At 75.1% G+C, this 18,128-nt stretch carries 13 protein-coding genes; 1 reads left to right on the top strand and 12 read right to left on the bottom strand.

Going from position 1 to position 18,128, the window contains the following annotated elements:
- Window positions 1–35: 35 nt before the first annotated feature.
- The 9 genes from gmk to pyrR all read right to left on the bottom strand — a co-directional run bounded on the left by gmk (window position 36) and on the right by pyrR (window position 10,863).
- Window positions 36–641 carry a guanylate kinase gene (gmk, locus tag ACI8AB_RS20310; RefSeq protein ID WP_456951606.1) on the bottom strand — a complete coding sequence of 202 codons (606 nt, stop codon included), beginning with the start codon at window positions 639–641 and terminating at the stop codon, window positions 36–38.
- Window positions 642–693: 52 nt separating this feature from the next.
- Complete coding sequence (gene mihF, locus ACI8AB_RS20305) at window positions 694–1,050, bottom strand: integration host factor, actinobacterial type (protein WP_387986876.1); 357 nt, start codon at window positions 1,048–1,050, stop codon at window positions 694–696.
- A 321-nt stretch (window positions 1,051–1,371) separates the two neighbouring features.
- Window positions 1,372–2,250, bottom strand: coding sequence for an orotidine-5'-phosphate decarboxylase (pyrF, locus tag ACI8AB_RS20300; RefSeq protein WP_456951605.1), 879 nt, complete (start codon window positions 2,248–2,250; stop codon window positions 1,372–1,374).
- Window positions 2,247–3,578, bottom strand: coding sequence for a dihydroorotate oxidase (locus ACI8AB_RS20295; RefSeq protein WP_456951604.1), 1,332 nt, complete (start codon window positions 3,576–3,578; stop codon window positions 2,247–2,249). The genes pyrF and ACI8AB_RS20295 overlap by 4 nt, the downstream gene beginning before the upstream one ends.
- A complete protein-coding gene (gene carB / locus ACI8AB_RS20290) occupies window positions 3,575–6,880 on the bottom strand; it encodes a carbamoyl-phosphate synthase large subunit (protein WP_456951603.1) in 3,306 nt (1,101 codons plus the stop codon). Before carB ends, ACI8AB_RS20295 begins: the two co-directional genes overlap by 4 nt.
- Window positions 6,880–8,046: a glutamine-hydrolyzing carbamoyl-phosphate synthase small subunit gene (gene carA, locus ACI8AB_RS20285; protein ID WP_456951602.1), complete on the bottom strand. Its 1,167-nt coding sequence runs from the start codon at window positions 8,044–8,046 to the stop codon at window positions 6,880–6,882. Before carA ends, carB begins: the two co-directional genes overlap by 1 nt.
- Window positions 8,043–9,329, bottom strand: coding sequence for a dihydroorotase (locus ACI8AB_RS20280; RefSeq protein WP_456951601.1), 1,287 nt, complete (start codon window positions 9,327–9,329; stop codon window positions 8,043–8,045). The genes carA and ACI8AB_RS20280 overlap by 4 nt, the downstream gene beginning before the upstream one ends.
- Window positions 9,326–10,246 carry an aspartate carbamoyltransferase catalytic subunit gene (locus ACI8AB_RS20275; RefSeq protein ID WP_387986861.1) on the bottom strand — a complete coding sequence of 307 codons (921 nt, stop codon included), beginning with the start codon at window positions 10,244–10,246 and terminating at the stop codon, window positions 9,326–9,328. The genes ACI8AB_RS20280 and ACI8AB_RS20275 overlap by 4 nt, the downstream gene beginning before the upstream one ends.
- Window positions 10,243–10,863 (bottom strand): bifunctional pyr operon transcriptional regulator/uracil phosphoribosyltransferase PyrR, encoded by a 621-nt coding sequence (pyrR, locus tag ACI8AB_RS20270; RefSeq protein ID WP_456951600.1) that lies wholly within the window; start codon window positions 10,861–10,863, stop codon window positions 10,243–10,245. The genes ACI8AB_RS20275 and pyrR overlap by 4 nt, the downstream gene beginning before the upstream one ends.
- 231 nt (window positions 10,864–11,094) lie before the next feature.
- On the opposite strand from pyrR, the gene bldD reads away from it, so the two are divergent.
- On the top strand, window positions 11,095–11,631 hold the full coding sequence (gene bldD / locus ACI8AB_RS20265) for a transcriptional regulator BldD (protein ID WP_387986855.1): 537 nt from the start codon (window positions 11,095–11,097) through the stop codon (window positions 11,629–11,631).
- Between the two features lie 166 nt (window positions 11,632–11,797).
- Here the strand turns inward: bldD and ACI8AB_RS20260 are convergent, their stop codons facing one another.
- The 3 genes from ACI8AB_RS20260 to ACI8AB_RS20250 all read right to left on the bottom strand — a co-directional run bounded on the left by ACI8AB_RS20260 (window position 11,798) and on the right by ACI8AB_RS20250 (window position 17,730).
- Window positions 11,798–14,494 carry a LuxR C-terminal-related transcriptional regulator gene (locus tag ACI8AB_RS20260; protein WP_456951599.1) on the bottom strand — a complete coding sequence of 899 codons (2,697 nt, stop codon included), beginning with the start codon at window positions 14,492–14,494 and terminating at the stop codon, window positions 11,798–11,800.
- Between the two features lie 223 nt (window positions 14,495–14,717).
- Complete coding sequence (locus ACI8AB_RS20255) at window positions 14,718–17,423, bottom strand: hypothetical protein (protein ID WP_456951598.1); 2,706 nt, start codon at window positions 17,421–17,423, stop codon at window positions 14,718–14,720.
- 112 nt (window positions 17,424–17,535) lie between these two features.
- Window positions 17,536–17,730 (bottom strand): hypothetical protein, encoded by a 195-nt coding sequence (locus ACI8AB_RS20250; protein WP_456951597.1) that lies wholly within the window; start codon window positions 17,728–17,730, stop codon window positions 17,536–17,538.
- Window positions 17,731–18,128: the final 398 nt, after the last annotated feature.

The raw sequence follows: 18,128 nt of genomic DNA, 5'->3' as shown, positions 1-18,128 counted from the left end.
TGGCTCGGTGGGAGTGGGGGGCCTCGGGTGGCCGGTCACTCGGAGGCGCCGGCGGCCTTTCCTGCCGACGGCGCGACCAGCAATCCTACCAACTCGTCCGCGGCCCTCGCGACGTCGTCGTTGACCACCACGACGTCGAACTCCCCCGCGGCGTCCAGCTCGGCCTGCGCGATCGCGAGCCGGCGCTCCTGCACGGCCGGCGGCTCCGAGCCGCGGCCGGCCAGCCGGCTCTTCAGCTCCGCCCACGACGGCGGGGCGAGGAAGACGAGCTGGGCCTCCTGGGCGCGCGCCCGCACCTGGCGGGCGCCCTGCAGCTCGATCTCGAGCAGCGCCGGGGCCCCGGCCGCGAGACGCTCGCGGACCGGGGCGGCCGGCGTGCCGTAGCGGTTGCCCGCGTACTCGGCCCACTCGAGGAGGCCGTCCTCGGCGACCAGCCGGTCGAACTCGGCGTCGCTGAGGAAGTGGTAGTGCACCCCGTCGACCTCGCCCGGGCGCTGCCGGCGGGTGGTCACCGACACCGAGACCCACACGTCGGGGTACCGGCGGCGGACCTCGGCGACGACGGTGCCCTTGCCGACCCCCGAGGGTCCGGAGAGCACCGTCAGGCGCGCCGGGGCAGGGATCGGCTGGGCAGTCGGCAACGGGTGGTCCCTCGTGGTGCTGGCGTCGGACGGGTGGTGCGGCGGTGCGACCTCAGACCGTCGAGTCGGCGGGCACCTGGTCGGCGACGACGTTCTCGCCGCCGAACTCCGCCTCCAGCGCCTTGCGCTGGTTGGCGCCCAGGCCGCGCACCCGGCGGGTCGGGGAGATCTCGAGCCGCTCCATGATCTTCGCAGCCCGGGCCTTGCCCACGCCGGGCAGGGACTCGAGCACCGCGGAGACGCGCATCTTGCCGATGACCTCGTCGGTCTCGCCCTGCTTGAGGACGTCGCCGACCGTGGCGCCCTTGCTCTTGAGCCGCTCGCGGAGCTCGGCGCGCGCCTTGCGGGCGGCGGCGGCCTTCTCCAGGGCGGCGGCGCGCTGTTCGGGGGACAGGTCGGGGAGGGGCATGGTGCGTCCCATCGTGTCGTTGCCGGGGATCTGCGACCCGGCGGGTACGTGCGGTGTCGGGTGCGGGGCCCGCGGTCTGGGCGCCGACGATCAACCTAGTAACCCCGAATCCGCAGGTCACGCGCTGTTTGCGCGAGGTTTTCGACCTCCGGTCGTCCGCTCGTGACGCCCTGTGGAAGGTCGGCGTGACCGTCCGTGAACACCGCAGGTCACAAAGTATACGAAACGCATTCGTATCGGGTCACCGGCTCCGACACGACCGCACGTGACACGCCGGACGGCGCGCCGGGACGCCCGTCGGCAGGCGGGCCGGCGGCCGGCTCAGCCGGCCAGGTCCTCGGCCCAGCGGGCGGCCGCGGCGCGCAGCCCGGCGGGGTCCGGGCCCGCGGCGAGCACGTCGCGGGAGACGGTCGGGACGACCGCGCGGCCGGTGCCGAACAGCCGCCGCAGGTCCGCGGCCGAGCCGCCCTGAGCGCCCAGCCCCGGCGCGAGCACCGGGCCGCCCAGCCCGTCGAGGTCGACGTCGAGCTCGCCCAGCGTGGCGCCGACGACGACGCCGAACGACCCGGTCGTGGCGCCCCAGCGGCTGCCGAGGTCCTGCACCGCGCCGGGGTCGGGCAGCGGGTCGCCCACCACCCAGCCGGGGGTGTTCCAGCCGCGGACGGTGTCGACGACGGCCTGCGCCACCGACCGCTCCCCCACCGCCGCGTGCTGCAGCGTGCCGGCGTCGGGGTTGGACGTGCGGGCCAGCACGAACAGCCCGCCGCCGGTGAGCCGGGCGGTGTCCACGGCCGGCTGCAGCGAGCCCGGCCCCAGGTAGGGGCTGACGGTGAGCGCGTCGACCGCGCACGGGTGCTCCGGGCGCAGCACGTCGGCGTAGGCGTCCATCGTCGAGCCGATGTCGCCGCGCTTGGCGTCGAGCAGCACCAGCGCCCCGGCCGCGCGGGCCCGGGCGACGGCGTCCTCCAGCACGGCCAGGCCGCGCGAGCCGTGCCGCTCGAAGAACGCCGACTGCGGCTTGAGCACCGCGACCTCGCCGGCCAGTGTGTCCACCACCGTGTCGGTGAACCGGCGCAGCCCGTCGACGTCGTCGGCCAGTCCCCAGCGCTCCAGCAGCGGTGTGTGCGGGTCGATGCCCACGCACAGCGGCCCCCGGGCCGCGACGGCGTCGGCGAGGCGCTGCCCGAACCGCGCGCTCACCGGGGCACCGACCGCGGCAGGGTGTCGCCGTGCGCGGCGATGCAGTCGCGGGCGAGGAAGGGGTCGGCGAAGGCGCCCGACGCCGACTGCACGGCGTCGGCGCCGGCCTCGTGCAGCGCCGCGAACGACGCCGGGTCGGTGACCCCGCCCATCGCCAGCACGTCGAAGCGCCGGCCGGACGCCTCGCGCAGCGCCACGAGCCGGCGGGTGAAGTCCAGCGCCCGGCCGCGCACGGCCGCCCCCGACAGCCCGGCCACCGCGCGGCCGGGGAAGGTCGGCTCGCCGTCGCCGCGCACCACCCGGCTCGCCACCGTGTTGATGCCCGCGACGCCGTCGACCAGCGGCGCCAGCCGGGGCACCAGCGCGGCCAGCCGGTCCTCGTCGAGCCAGGACAGCTTGGCGACCAGCCCGGTGCGGTCGTCCAGCGCGCGGCGCACGCGCGCGACGACGGCGACGGTGGCGTCCGCGTCCAGGCACAGCGGCGGCTTCACGCCGTCCGGCGAGGCCGACAGCGTGTTCGGGCACGACAGGTTGAGCTCGACGACGGTCGCCCCGGCCTCCTGGGCCATCGCCGCCACCCGGGCGAAGTCGTCGACCAGGGCGGGGCCGTCGCCGGACCCCATGACGCTGACCAGCAGCAGCTGGTCGGCGTCGACGGCGGCCAGCGACCGCTCGAGGTCGGCCATCCACTCCCGCGGCGCCGGCGAGGGCACGCCGAAGGAGTTGACCGTGCTGACGTCCGGGGAGCCGGGCTCCACCCAGTCCCAGGGGTCGGAGACGACGGCGTCACCCGGCGGGCGCGGCGCGAACGTCCAGTTCGGCTGCACGTTCGGCTCGTGCGCCCGGCTGCGCACGGTCTTGTAGGTGAGCACGCTGAACCCGTTGCGGGCGTGGAAGCGGACCCACTCCTCCCCGCCGTTCAGCACGCACGCCGGCACCCCCAACGGGAAGGCGACGTCGCGGCCGAGCACCCGCCACCGCCGGTCACCGGCCCGCGGCCGCCGCGGCAGCCGCGGGCCGACGGGGGCCGGCAGGTTGTCGCGGTAGGAGCCGAGCAGGTCGTAGGACGGCGTCCGCACCCCGTGCGCGGCCAGCAGCCCGCCGTGCCCGGCGAAGAACGCCACCCGGGTGAGCAGCGGCAAGTCGGCGTCGCCGGCCTCCCCCGCCGCCAGCCGCGCGGCGAGGCCCTCGGCGGCGGCCCGCAGCGCGGCGAGCTCGTCGGCCGGCGGCGTCGCGAACCGGGTGACCCCGGCCAGGAACGACGCCGCCAGCCCGTCGAGCAGCCCGCGGGCGACCAGGTCGTCCCGCACCTGCCCGACGACGCTCACGGGCGCGGCGCCGGCGCGGCGGTCAGACCGGCGTGGACCTCCTGCAGGCTGCGCACGCCGAGGCCGCCGCGGCGCAGGGCCTCGACGCCCTGCACCGCCGCCGCCAGCCCCTGCACCGTGGTGACGCACGGGATGCCGGCGGCCACCGCCGCGGTGCGGATCTCGTAGCCGTCCAGCCGCGGCCCGCTGTTGCCCGGCGACCCGAACGGCGTGTTCACCACGACGTCGACGTCGCCGGCGAGGATCCGCTCGACGCAGTTGCCCGGGCCCTCGCTGTACTTGCCGACCACCTCGCAGTCCACGCCGTTGCGGCGCAGCACCCGCGCGGTGCCGGCGGTGGCGAGCACCCGGAAGCCGAGGTCGGCCAGCCGCTTGACCGGGAACACCGCGGCCCGCTTGTCCCGGTTGGCCAGCGAGACGAAGACCGTGCCCCCGGTGGGCAGCGAGCCGTAGGCGGCGGCCTGGGACTTGGCGAACGCGGTCCCGAAGCCGTCGTCGAGGCCCATGACCTCGCCGGTGGACTTCATCTCCGGTGACAGGACCGTGTCGACGCCGTGGCCCTCGACGGTGCGGAACCGGTGGAAGGGCAGCACCGCCTCCTTGACCGCGATCGGCGCGTGCTCGGGCAGGTCGGTGCCGTCGCCGGTGGCCGGCAGCACACCGGTGGTGCGCAGGTCGGCGATCGTCTCCCCCACCGCGATCCGCGCCGCGGCCTTGGCCAGCTGCACCGCGGTCGCCTTGGACACGAACGGCACCGTGCGGCTGGCCCGCGGGTTGGCCTCCAGCACGTACAGGACGTTGTCCTTGAGCGCGTACTGCACGTTGAGCAGCCCGCGGACGCCGATCCGGGCGGCCAGCGCCTCGGTGGCGGTGCGGATCTGCGCCAGGTCGGAGGAGCCCAGGGTGATGGGCGGCAGCGCGCACGCGGAGTCGCCGGAGTGGATGCCGGCCTCCTCGATGTGCTCCATGACGCCGCCGAGGTAGAGCTCGGTGCCGTCGTAGAGCGCGTCGACGTCGATCTCGACGGCGTCCTCGAGGAACCGGTCGACCAGCACCGGGTGCGCGGGGCTGACGTCGGTGGCCTTGGCGATGTAGGCCTCGAGCGTGGCGTCGTCGTAGACGATCTCCATGCCGCGCCCGCCGAGCACGTAGGACGGGCGGACAAGCACGGGGTAGCCGATCGCGGCGGCGATCGCGCGGGCCTCGGCGAACGTCGTCGCGGTGCCGTGCTCGGGCGCTCGGAGGGCGGCGTCGGCGAGCACCCGGGAGAACGCCCCGCGGTCCTCGGCGTCGTCGATGGCCTCGGGCGAGGTGCCCAGCACCGGCACGCCGGCGTCCTTGAGCCGCTGCGCGAGGCCCAGCGGCGTCTGCCCGCCGAGGGTGCAGACGACCCCGGCCACCGGCCCGGCGGCGCGCTCGGCCTCGACCACCTCGAGGACGTCCTCGAAGGTCAGCGGCTCGAAGTACAGCCGGTCGGCGGTGTCGTAGTCGGTGGAGACGGTCTCGGGGTTGCAGTTGACCATCACGGCCTCGTAGCCGGCGTCCTGCAGCGCCATGACCGCGTGCACGCACGAGTAGTCGAACTCGATGCCCTGCCCGATCCGGTTGGGCCCGGAGCCGAGGATCAGCACGGCCGGCTTCTCCCGCGGCTCGACCTCGGTCTCCTCGTCGTAGGACGAGTAGTGGTACGGCGTGCGGGCGGCGAACTCGGCGGCGCAGGTGTCCACGGTCTTGAACACGGGCCGGACGCCGAGCCGGTGGCGCAGCAGCCGGACGCCGTCCTCCCCCGACAGCTCCGGCCGCAGCGCGGCGATCTGCCGGTCGCTCAACCCGTGCCGCTTGGCCCGGCGCAGCACCGCGGCGGTGAGCGCCGGCGCCTCGCGGACCTCCGCGCCGACCTCCCCGACCAGCGCGATCTGGTCGACGAACCACGGGTCGAAGCCGCTGGCCTCGGCGACCTGCTCGACGGTGGCGCCGGCGCGCAGCGCCGCCTCGGCCACGTACAGCCGCCCGTCGACCGGCGTGCGCAACGCCTCGAGCAGCTCCTCGGCCGTCGACCCGTCCTCCGGGCCGGTCCAGAAGCCCGCCACCTTCGTCTCGGTGGACCGCATCGCCTTGCCCAGCGCCTCGGGGAAGTTGCGGCCCAGCGCCATGACCTCGCCGACGCTCTTCATCGTCGTGGTCAGCCGCGGGTCGGCGCCGGGGAACTTCTCGAACGCGAACCGCGGGATCTTCACGACGACGTAGTCCAGCGCCGGCTCGAAGCTGGCCGGGGTGACGCCGGTGATGTCGTTGGTGATCTCGTCGAGGGTGTAGCCGATGGCGAGCTTCGCGGCGATCTTGGCGATCGGGAAACCGGTGGCCTTCGACGCCAGCGCCGACGACCGGGAGACGCGCGGGTTCATCTCGATGACGACCAGGCGCCCGTCGGCGGGGTTGACGGCGAACTGGATGTTGCACCCGCCGGTGTCGACGCCGACCTCGCGCAGCACCGCGATGCCGACGTCGCGCATCCGCTGGTACTCGACGTCGGTGAGCGTCATGGCCGGCGCGACCGTGACCGAGTCGCCGGTGTGCACGCCCATCGCGTCGACGTTCTCGATCGAGCAGACGACGACCACGTTGTCGCTGCGGTCGCGCATGAGCTCGAGCTCGTACTCCTTCCAGCCGAGCACCGACTCCTCGACGAGCACGGTGTGCACCGGGGAGTCCGCGAGGCCGTGGGAGGCCATCCGGCGCAGCATCGCCTCGTCGGTGGCGAAGCCGGAGCCGAGGCCGCCCATGGTGAAGCTCGGCCGGATGACGACGGGGTAGCCGACCTCGGCGGCGGTCTCCAGCGCCTCCTCGACGGTGGAGCACACCCGCGAGCGCGGGGCGTCGGCGCCGATCGACCGGACGATGTCCTTGAACATCTGCCGGTCCTCGCCGCGGTTGATCGCGTCGACGTCGGCGCCGATGAGCCGGACGCCGTAGCGCTCCAGCGTGCCGTTCTCGTACAGGCCGATGGCGATGTTGAGCGCGGTCTGCCCGCCGAGGGTGGCCAGCAGCGCGTCGGGGCGCTCCTTGGCGATCACCCGCTCGACGAACTCCGGCGTCAGCGGCTCGACGTAGGTGGCGTCGGCGACGTCGGGGTCGGTCATGATCGTCGCCGGGTTGCTGTTGACCAGGCTGACCCGCAGGCCCTCGGCGCGCAGCACGCGGCAGGCCTGGGTGCCGGAGTAGTCGAACTCCGCGGCCTGGCCGATGAGGATCGGCCCGGAGCCGATGACCAGGACGTGCGAGATGTCGGTGCGCTTGGGCATCAGGCGTTCTCCCCCGTGCTGTGCTGGACCAGCGGCGCCGGGCTGACCGCGTCCCCGCCGTCCCGCGTGGCCTGCAGGAGGTCGACGAACCGCTGGAACAGCGGTGCCGCGTCGTGCGGGCCGGCGGCGGACTCGGGGTGGAACTGGACGCTGAACGCCGGGGCGTCGAGCAGCCGCAGCCCCTCGACGACGTCGTCGTTGAGGCCGACGTGGCTGACCTCGACCCGTCCGTAGGGGGTGTCGGTGGGCCGGTCCAGCGGCGCGTCGACGGCGAACCCGTGGTTGTGGCTGGTCACCCGGACGGTGCCGCTGACGCGGTCGAGCACCGGCTGGTTGAGGCCGCGGTGGCCGAAGCGCAGCTTGTAGGTGCCCAGGCCCAGCGCCCGGCCGAGGATCTGGTTGCCGAAGCAGATGCCGAACAGCGGCCGGCCGGCGTCGAGCACGCCCCGCACCGCGGCGACGGCGTAGTCGGCCGCGGCCGGGTCGCCGGGGCCGTTGGAGAGGAACACGCCGTCGGGGCCGGCGGCGAGCAGGTCCTGCGCGGTCGCGGTCGAGGGCAGCACGTGCGTCTCGACGCCGAGCGCGGCGAGGTGCCGCGGGGTGGCGGTCTTGATGCCGAGGTCGAGCGCGGCGATGGTGAACCGCCGCTCCCCCACCGCCGGGACGACGTAGGGCTCGCGGGTGCTCACCTGCGGCGCGAGGTCGGCGCCGGCCATGCCCTCGGCGGCGCGCACCCGGGCGAGCAGGGCGTCGGGGTCGGTGGACTCGCTGCTGATCCCGGCGCGCATCGCGCCGCGCTCGCGCAGGTGCCGGGTCAGGGCGCGGGTGTCGATGCCGCTGATCCCGACGACGCCCTGCGCGGCGAGCTCGTCGTCGAGGCTGCCGGTGGCCCGCCAGTTGGCCGGGCGGCGGGCGGGGTCGCGGACGACGAACCCGGCCACCCACATGCGGCGGCTCTCGTCGTCCTCGCCGTTGACGCCGGTGTTGCCGACGTGCGGCGCGGTCATCGTGACGATCTGGCCGGCGTAGCTGGGGTCGGTCAGCGTCTCCTGGTAGCCGGTCATCCCGGTGGCGAACACCGCCTCGCCGACCGTCGTCCCGACCTTGCCGTAGGACTCGCCGCGGAACGTCCGCCCGTCCTCGAGGACGAGGATCGCCTCGCTCACTTCACTGCCTTTCCGTCGAGCACCGTCGCCTCGCCCCGCAGGAACGTGGCGACGACCCGGCCGGGCAGCTCCCGGCCGGCGTAGGGACTGTTGCGGCTGCGGCTGGCCAGCGCGGCCGGGTCGACGGTGGCCCGGGCGGCGGGGTCCAGCAGCAGCAGGTTGGCCGGCTCACCCGGCGCCAGCGGGCGCCCGTGACCGGCCAGGCGGCCGATGGCCGCGGGGCGGGCCGACGTGCGGTCGGCGACGCCGGCCCAGTCGAGCAGGCCGGGCTCCACCAGCGTCTCCAGCACCACCGACAGCGCCTGCTCCAGCCCGAGCATCCCGGGCCGGGCCTGCGCCCACTCGCTCTCCTTGTCCTCCACCGCGTGCGGCGCGTGGTCGGTGGCGACGGCGTCGATCGTGCCGTCGGCCAGGCCGGCGCGGAGGGCGTGGACGTCCTCGTCGGTGCGCAGCGGCGGGTTGACCTTGAACACCGGGTCGTAGGACTCGGCGCAGGCCTCGGTGAGCAGCAGGTGGTGCGGGGTGACCTCGGCGGTCACCTGCACGCCGCGGGACTTCGCCCAGCGCAGGATCTCCACGGAGCCGGCGGTGGAGACGTGGCAGACGTGCAGCCGGGCTCCCACGTGCTGGGCGAGCAGCACGTCGCGGGCGATGACCGCCTCCTCGGCGGCGGCCGGCCAGCCGGTCAGCCCGAGCCGCGCGGAGCGGTCGCCCTCGTTCATCTGCGCGCCGGCGGTCAGCCGCGGCTCCTCGGCGTGCTGCGCGACGACGCCGTCGAAGGCCTTGACGTACTCCAGCGCGCGGCGCATGAGCGCGGGGTCGGCCACGCAGTGCCCGTCGTCGGAGAAGACCCGCACGCGGGCGGCGGAGTCGGCCATCGCGCCGAGCTCGGCCAGCCGCTCGCCGCGCAGCCCGACGGTGACCGCGCCGACCGGCACGACGTCGACCAGCCCAGCCTCCTGGCCCAGCCGCCACACCTGCTCGACGACGCCGGCGGTGTCGGCGACCGGGTCGGTGTTGGCCATGGCGTGCACCGCGGTGAACCCGCCGAGCGCCGCGGCGCGGCTGCCGGTCTCCACCGTCTCGGCGTCCTCGCGGCCGGGCTCGCGCAGGTGGGTGTGCAGGTCGACCAGGCCGGGCAGGGCGACCAGCCCGTCCGCGTCGACGACGGTCGCGCCGGTGGCGGACAACCGGTCCCCGACCGCGGCGATCCGCCCGTCCTGGAGCAGCAGGTCGGCGGGCTCGCCGCCGAGCACGCGCGCCCCCTTGATGAGCGTGGTCACGAGGAGGCCCCTCCCAGGAGCAGGTAGAGCACGGCCATCCGGACGCTGACGCCGTTGCCGACCTGCTCGACGATCGTCGAGCGGACCGAGTCGGCGACGTCGGCGGCGATCTCCATGCCGCGGTTCATCGGGCCGGGGTGCATGACGATCGCGTCGTCCGACAGCGCGGCCATCCGGACGGCGTCCAGGCCGTAGCGGCGGCTGTACTCGCGGGCGCTGGGGAAGAACGAGGCGTTCATCCGCTCGAGCTGGACCCGCAGCATCATCACGACGTCGGCCTTGGGCAGCACGGCGTCGAGGTCGTAGGAGACCTGCACCGGCCAGGACCCGACGCCGACCGGCAGCAGCGTCGGCGGCGCGACGAGGGTGACCTCCGCGCCGAGCGTCGTCAGCAGCCAGACGTTGGAGCGGGCCACCCGGCTGTGCAGGACGTCGCCGACGACCGCCACCCGCACGCCGTCGAGCCGGCCCAGCCGGCGGCGGATCGTGTAGGCGTCCAGCAGCGCCTGGGTGGGGTGCTCGTGGGTGCCGTCGCCGGCGTTGACGACGCTGCCGCGCACCCAGCCGGCCAACCGGTGCGGGGCGCCGGACGCCGAGTGGCGGACGACGATCGCGTCGCTGCCCATCGCCTCGAGGGTGAGCGCGGTGTCCTTGAGGCTCTCGCCCTTGGAGACGCTGCTGCCCTTGGCCGAGAAGTTGATGACGTCGGCGGACAGCCGCTTGGCCGCGAGCTCGAAGGAGATGCGGGTACGGGTGGAGTCCTCGTAGAAGAGGTTGACCACCGTGCGCCCGCGCAGCGTGGGCAGCTTCTTGACCTCGCGGCCGGCCAGCGCCTGGTCGATCTGCGCGGCGGTGTCGAGGACGAGCGTGGCGTCGGCGCGGTCGAGGTCGGCCGCGTCCAGCAGGTGGCGCTTCACCGGCCGGTCACCAGGACCTCGTCGGTGCCGTCGGTCTCGGCGAGGTGCACCCGGACCTTCTGCGCGCGCGAGGTGGGCACGTTCTTGCCCACGTAGTCGGCGCGGATCGGCAGCTCGCGGTGCCCGCGGTCGACCAGCACCGCCAGCTGCACCGCGCGGGGCCGGCCGAGGTCGCGCAGCGCGTCGAGGGCCGCGCGCACCGAGCGGCCGGAGAACAGGACGTCGTCGACGAGGACGACCAGCCGGCCGTCGATCCCCGCGGGCGGCAGGACGGTGTCCTCCAGCGCCCGGACGCCGCGCATCCGCAGGTCGTCGCGGTACAGGGTGATGTCGACGGTGCCGACGTCGACCGCCGTGCCGGCGAAGGCGGCGATGCGGGCGGCCAGCCGGCGGGCCAGCGGGGCGCCGCGGGTGGGGATGCCGACCAGGACGACGTCGGCGAGGCCGGCTGCGTCTCCGCCCACCCCGCCACCCCCGGCGCACTTCTCGATCACCTGGTGGGCCATGCGGTCGACGACGCGGGCGACGTCGGCTGCGGCGAGCAGCACGGTGGGCGCCGGGCCGTCGGACGGGTCTGTGGACTGGTTCCCGGGCAGGGGCCCGGTCGTGCCGGCCATCAGGCCTCCTTCCCCGCCTCACGGGACGGGTCGTTAAAGGAGTGGGGTGGACCGGTCTCGACCGTACTGCACCCCTCCGTGTGACCGTCGTCGCGCGTCGTGGCCCTGCAGGTGGGCGCGGGAGTCCCAGGATGATCCGCACGAGGGATGCGCTGTTGCCATCCGCCACTTGTGAGTACGCTGCGTGACGAACCGGCCTCCGACACGACGACGGACAGTGAGCAGAGACGCATGAGCACCGACTACTCACGGGCACTCGGCGCCCGGCTGCGGGCCATCCGCAACCAGCAGGGTCTCTCCCTCCAGGGCGTGGAGGACAAGTCGCACGGACGCTGGAAGGCCGTCGTCGTCGGGTCCTATGAACGCGGGGACCGCGCGGTGACCGTCCAGCGGCTCTCCGAGCTCGCCGTGTTCTACGGCGTGCCGGTCTCCGAGCTGCTGCCCGACCCGCGCCCCTCCTCGGCCGTCACCTCGACGACCAAGATCGTCCTGAACCTCGAGTCGCTGGGCTCGCTGCCCGCCGACGAGGCCGGCCCGCTCGCCCGCTACGCCTCGACCATCCAGGCGCAGCGCCACGACTACAACGGCAAGGTCCTCTCCATCCGCGCGGAGGACCTCAAGTCGCTGGCGATCATCTACGACATGAGCCCCGACGAGCTCACCACCCGGCTCATCGAGTGGGGCGTGCTCAACCCCGGCATGGACGGCGTCGGCGGCCCCGTCGACGACGAGGACGAGGCCTGGGACCGGCGCCGCGCCCCCCGCTGAGGAACACCGCTGTCCCGCGGCAGGCCTCGCGACAGCACGACGAGACCGGGCTGACGAGACCGGGCTGACGAGACCGGGCTACGGAGTGCGTGCGCCCCGGCCCACCGGCCGGGTCGGTCCGGCTCGGGTGACCGGGGCCTGTGTCCGCGCCCGCCCGGGTCCGCGGTCACAGCCGCGCGGACAGCCGCCGCCCGCGCAGCGTCAACTCCCCCCGGGCGCCGTTCGGAGGGCCCGTGCGCGGTGGCGGGTCCACGAGCGCGTCGGACAGCTCGGTCCGACCGGTGATGCCGAGCTTGCCGTAGATGTGAGAGAGGTGCGCCTCGACGGTGCGCACCGACACGACCAGCCGGTCCGCGATCTGCACGTTGCTCAACCCGAGGCTGGCCAGCCGAGCCACCTCCTGCTCCCGTGCGGTCAGGGACGGGGGCAGCAGCGCCTGCAGCGACTGACTGCCTGCCAGGCCGCACTCGCGTGCCAGCGTGACGGCCCGTGCCATGGCCGTGGCCGCCGCACGCCGCGCGCCCCGGCGCTCGTGGGCGGCCGCCGCCTCTGCGGCGGCGTCCGCAGCGGTCAGCAGCAGGCCGGCCTCCTCGAAGCGGCGGCTCAGCACGTCGAGGTCGTCCCCGTTCTCGGCCACGATCGCCCCCACGTGGTCGGCGAGGTCCTGCACGTAGGCCGACTCGCAGCGCCGGGCGAGGACGCCGAGCCGGTCGACCACGTGGAGCGGGCGCCCGAAGCGGAAGGTGGTGTGCAGGACGACCGCCTCGGTCGCCACCTGCCCCTGCTCGGCGGCGCTTCGAGCGGCCTCCCGGCTGAGCCGGGCGGCCTCGGCGGAGTGTCCCTGGGCACCGGCCACCACGGCGCGCGCGACGAGGACGAAGGGGGCGTAGACGGGGAGCGCGGCGGAGGCGGCTCCGTCGAGGTCGGCGACGAGCCCGCGTGCGGCGTCGACGTCGCCGAGGAGCGCCCGGGCCATCGCGAGCTGGGAGCGGCACACCGGCAGGAGACCCAGCGGGTCGGCCCTCCGCAGGCCCGTGTACGCGCTGACCAGCCAGCGGGCCGCCACCCGTACCCGCCCGGCGGCGAGCGCGGCCCAGCCACAGTGCAGGGAGGCGACGGCGTCCCCGTACCACTCCGGGCCGGCCAGGTTGCGCCGGTGGAGGTCGGCAGCGAGGGACTCGAGCTCACGCGCCCGTCCGCTCAGGCGGAGCGCCATGACCTCCGCCTGCGTCAACGCCAGGTGCACGAAGGCGGGCACGCTCCTCCCATCCGGCCACGAGAGAACGGCCCGGCCCTCGGCGACCCTGGCCAGCGCCGACCGCGGAGCTCCGGTGACGGCGTGGCCCAGTGCAGCCGCGGCGGTCGCGAGCTGCCAGGCCGGCTCCCCTTCGCGGGCGGTGGAGCGCACAGCCGTTGCCCGGTCCACCGCCCCGACCGGGTCGCCGCTGCAGAAGGCGAGGACCGCCCCGGTCGCCGCGAGGAGGGAGCGGCCGTGGTCGGAACGGACTGCCGGGACCACCGCGTCGAGCACGGCCTGCGCCTGGGCGACCTGACCGAGGGCGCAGGCCAGGTCCAGCACGCGGATCACCGTGGCCTCGACGCGGTCGTCGTCCGTGACGGCGACCTCTGCGGCGTGGCGGGTGAGGTCCTCGGTCTCCACCGGGGACCCGGGCCAGGTGGTGGCCTCCACCAGCGCCAGGTACGCCGGCGCCTGCCCGCCCGCCTCGACGGCGGCCCGCGCCAGGCGCCCGGCGAGGCGGTGGTCGAGCATCGCGGCCGCACTCCGTGCGGCCGCGGTGAGCTGCCCGGCGTCCGGCACCGGCTCCCCTCCGTCGAGCAGTGCCAGGCACCGGGCTGCGACATGTGCCGGGGACCGGTCGTCCCCGGAGCCCGCGAGGAGCTCACGACGGATGGATCGGAGCACCGCCTCCGGTGTACGGCTCCGGACGACCTCCGTGTACAGCGGGTGCGCCGTACGGACGAGGCCCGGCGTCCCCTTGGCGTCGTCGACGACGACGCCGAGGCGTTCGAGCCGGGCGACGGCCTCCCGGCTGCTCAGCGCCTCGACCTCGCGGGCCGACAGCGGTTCGACCGTGGCGAGGACCTCCAGCACCCGCCACTCCGCGGCATCCAGCTGACCCAGCTGGGCCAGCACGATCTCGCACAGCCGCTGGGACGGCAGCATGGCGTCCTGCCACCGCCACGCCCCCTCGCATCTCGTCAGCCGACCGCTCCAGACGCCGTCCTCCAGCAGCTCCCGGAGGAACAACGGGTTGCCTTGACTCAGGTGCCAGAGTCGCTCACCCGTCCGGGCGTCCACGTCCCCGCCGAGCACCTGGCCGATCAGCCGGACGAGCTCGGCGCGGCGCAACGGCTCCAGGTGGATCCGGTCGGCCAGCCCGTCCTTCCACAGCGGGGCGGCCGGATCCGGCTCCGTCGCGCCTGTGCGCACGGTCAGGACCAGCATGACCGCACCGCTCGCGGCGAGCTGGTGCAGGAGGGTCACCGACATCTGGTCGAGCAGATGGGCGTCGTCGACGCCGAGGACCGGGGTCGGACCGGTCCCGTCCCCGGCGATGGCCGCGGTCGCCCGTTGCAGCAGGGCCAGCCCGGTCGCGCCGTCGTCCACCGCGGGCAGGAGGTGGGCCAACGCGCCGAGCGGCACGAGCGCCGCGGCGCCGGTGGCCACGGCCCACGCGGTCGGGTGGCCCCGCTGCGCGGCGGCGGTCAGGGCCTCCCGGGCCAGTCGGGACCGCCCCACCCCCGGGGGACCTGTGATCACCAGGCTGCGCTCCGGCCTCGCGGTGAGCGCAGCGTTCATGGTCCGGAGCTCGGCTTCCCGACCCGTGAGGGGCCAGCGCATCGCCTCCATCAGACGGGACGAGCGCGATCAGGGACGGACCACGGCATCCCGTGTCCCGTCCGTCGTTCCACCGCTCCCGGCATGAGCTCCCTCGCCACTGCCGCTCCCCCGAGCTACTGGTACGGATCCCGCGCGGCGACATTAGTCACGGATTCGTCCCGGATTCGACGTCCGGGCTCCCGCGCGGCCCGGGTCGTGCCCCTGTGCTACGCCTCCCTCACAATCAGTTCGCCCGACCGGAGGCCGCTCCCCCGGTCCCCGTTCCCGGACCGACCATGAGGACAGCGGGCCCCCCGCCGAAGGCGGCAGCCGGCGGTGTACCGGCGGTGGAGCCGCCGACCGTGACCTCCCAGTCCGTCTCCGCGGCCGCCGGCGACCCGACCCGGACCAGCCGATCGGGCGGGACCCCGTCCCGGAGGAGGTCCCCCCACAGCCCGGCCGGCACCGCCACGGTGCCGCCGGAGGAGGCCGGCCCGGCGATCCAGTCGGCGAGCTGCTGGTGCGGCGGGGTCCGCGCGGACACCGGCAGGAAGAGCGCTCCGGTGATCACGACGACCAGGGCGGTCACGAGGAATGTGCCCCTGAGCAGCGGGTGCGGGCGGGCCGTCGCCGGGCCACCGGTCCACGCGGCAGCGAAGAGGACGCCGAGCAGCACCACGGCGACCAGCACCACCGGGAGCGCCGTGCCGGCCCCGTGCCAGGGCACCACGGCCGGCACGGTGGCCGCACCGGCAGCTGCCGCCGGCAGGCGGAGGCCGCGGAGGAGGAACCCGGTGCCGACGGCGAGCGCCGCGAGGAGCAGCAGTACGGCGCGCTCGGAGGCTCCGAGGGGGAGGTCGGCCGGACCGCTCGGCACGGTGGCCACCACAGCGGCGACCGGGAGGACGACGAGGGCTGCCAGCCACGGTCGGGTGTCGCCCTCCACCGTGTCCGGGCGGGCGTGCCGGGGTCCGCCCGCGTGCCGCGCGCGCCGGCCCGATCCGGCTCCGAGGTGGGTCCCGATGCCCACGGCCAGCGGGACGGCGACCAGGGGCTCGGTCGCCACGCCCACCGCGACGGCGGCGATCCCGAGCGCTCCCGCGACGGGGTGCCGTGCCCGGGTCAGCACGAGCGCGCCCACGGCGGCCCACGCGGCCCCGACCAGACCGCTGCCGACCGTGGCGAGCACGGTGACCGCCGGCCCCATCACGAGCACCGCCAGCAGGGGCAGGGCCACCGCGACCGGGCGCACGCGCCGGGTCCGGACGAGCGCGAGGAGCGCCACCACCAGGACCGCCGAAGCCACGACCGCGAGTTCCCGGCCTCCCGCCAGGATCGTGTCGTGCCGCTCGAAGGCACCGGTCAGCCAGGCGTAGCCGGCCACCTGCAGGCGCAGCAGCCGGTCGCCGGAGCCCGCTGCGGCACCGTCCACGCCGTGCAGGGCGGCCCACGCACCGTCCACCAGCCGGAGCTCCGCCGCGGTGGCCGGGTGCGACCAGGCGACGGAGGCCACCCGCACGAGCACGAGGGCGCCGAGGCCTGCCAGCCCGACCACCGCACCGACCCGGCGGACGGCTGCCCGGTGGGCCGACCCGACCCGCCCGGCCCGGCGGACGGCGGGACGGCCGGCGACCAGGGCGACGGGACGCCGGGCGACCAGGGAGGCCAGTGACCACAGGATGAGCCCCAGGCCGATCCACGGCAGCACCAGCAGCAACAGTTGCAGGACGCCCAGCGTGGTGGCCACGACGTCCCCGCTCCGGGCGTCGGCGTCGAGGTGCCGGACGTACTCCAGCGACGCCTGCCAGGCGACGGGCAGCAGGTACGGCAGGGCGACGAGGACGGCGACCAGCCAGGCGAGCAGCGTGGGGACGATCAGCACGACCCACAGCACGACCACCCGGCGCGCCCGTGGCCTGAGTCTGCGCAGGAGCGGGTGGGACGGGCGGCCCGGGAGCAGGCTCAGCAGCGCCGGCTTCACGAAGCCGAACAGCTCGGGGACCCCCACCAGGTCGGCGAGGATGTAGTAGCCGTCCATCCGCAGGTTGGGCAGGAACTGCCAGGCTGTCTGCGTGTGCATCGCGACCAGCGCGATGAGCAGCCACGGCTCGCCCGTCCCGAGGTGGCACAGGCCCAGCGCCAGCATGGCGATGCAGTTGAAGTAGACGCCGCCCAGGTCGGTCCGCAGCCGCCCGACCCGGTCGAGGCGGTAGCTGTCGGTGACCTTGCTGTAGAACGCCGGCCAGACGATGTAGAGCCCGACGCCGACCTCACCGGGACGGGCGCCGCCGTAGCGGCAGGCGGTCACGTGGCCGCACTCGTGGAAGGCGGTGAAGACCACGGTGAGGCCGAGGAGGGCGAGGATGAGCCCCGGCTGCCGGGCCACGTCGACGACGGCGGACTCCATCCGGCCGAGGACGTCGCCCTGGGCGACGATCCACACGTCGACGGCGAGGAACGCGGTGACCAGCGCCACCCAGGCCGGCCGGGTGAACAGCGGCCGGAAGAACCCGGCGATGCGCCAGCTGACGGCGGCCGGGATGACACCGGCGCGGTAGCGGAGCCCTAGCAGCGGGTCCGCGCGGACCGGCGCCTGGGGGCTCGCGTCCGCGGTCCCTGCGACGGAGGCGTCGGGAGGGCCGAGAGCGACGATCCCGGCGGGTCGGAGCCGCTCCTCGACCAGGAAGGTCACCTGCTCGGCGGTCAGCTCCCGGCCGAGCTCGGCACTCAGGTCGGCCGCGATCTGCTCGGCGTCCCGGCCGTCGAGGGAGCCGGCGAGCCGGTAGAGCAGGCGAGGCACCTGCATGACCTGCCCGTCGACCCGGCGGATGATGAACCGGGGGTCCTCGTAGGCGGAGTCCTGGTACTGGCCCAGCAGCTCCGTGCCCAGGGCCAGACGCGGCGGCGGTACACCCGCCGACGGGCGGTCGAGGACCTCGCTCTGCGTCACGCTGCCGTCCCCCTTGTCGCGGACCGATCAGGACACGGGGAGGGACGGCCGGGATCGACCGCCCCTCCCGTGGCGGCGGCGCAGGTCCGCACCGCCTTCTCTGCGGTCGTGGTCAGCCGCGGCCGAGTCCGCGGCCGACGTTGACGCCGGCCAGTGCCGTCGCCACGGCCGTGTTCACCTGCGTGCCGCCGAAGTTGATGTTCCCGGCGTTGATGGCGATGGCGATGGAGAGATTGCCGTTCTGCGAGAAGAAGGCCTGCATCGTGGTCCGCTCGGGCAGCAGCTCGACGGTCTGGTCCTCGAACATGGGAACTCCTCAGGATCGGTACTGGGAGGAAGTCCCCCGGCGCGGCCGTCAGCCTCCTCGGCCGTCCGGGTGGACTGCCGAGTCCGATCGGTCCGGATCCGGCGGGCGGAAGTCTGTGACGCTCGCCCGGACCGCTACAACCGCGGCGGACACCTACGAGGACGAGGTCGGTCACGGACTCACGCCGTCGGGACCACGGCCGGCCGGTGAGCTCACCACGTAGACCCGAGCGCCACCACGGACGGCGACACGTCCGCCCCGCGGACCGGCCACCGAGGCACCAGGGTGGTGACGAACCGTCGTGACGGCGACCCGGACTGTGCGGACATGGAGGAGGGGGGGGGGGGGGGGGCCGCCCCCCCCCCGGCCCCGGCCCCCCCGCCGGCCCCCCCCAACCC

It is taken from the genome of Geodermatophilus sp. SYSU D00698, assembly GCF_054050335.1.
This window is presented reverse-complemented; position numbering and strand designations above follow the sequence as displayed.

What these genes read in the sequence shown, in the direction of transcription:
- ACI8AB_RS20250 (WP_456951597.1), bottom strand. Translation starts at nt 17,730, where the DNA reads ATGTTCGAGGACCAGACCGTCGAGCTGCTGCCCGAGCGGACCACGATG.
- bldD (WP_387986855.1), top strand. Translation starts at nt 11,095, where the DNA reads ATGAGCACCGACTACTCACGGGCACTCGGCGCCCGGCTGCGGGCCATC.
- carB (WP_456951603.1), bottom strand. Translation starts at nt 6,880, where the DNA reads ATGCCCAAGCGCACCGACATCTCGCACGTCCTGGTCATCGGCTCCGGG.
- pyrR (WP_456951600.1), bottom strand. Translation starts at nt 10,863, where the DNA reads ATGGCCGGCACGACCGGGCCCCTGCCCGGGAACCAGTCCACAGACCCG.
- mihF (WP_387986876.1), bottom strand. Translation starts at nt 1,050, where the DNA reads ATGCCCCTCCCCGACCTGTCCCCCGAACAGCGCGCCGCCGCCCTGGAG.
- ACI8AB_RS20260 (WP_456951599.1), bottom strand. Translation starts at nt 14,494, where the DNA reads ATGCGCTGGCCCCTCACGGGTCGGGAAGCCGAGCTCCGGACCATGAAC.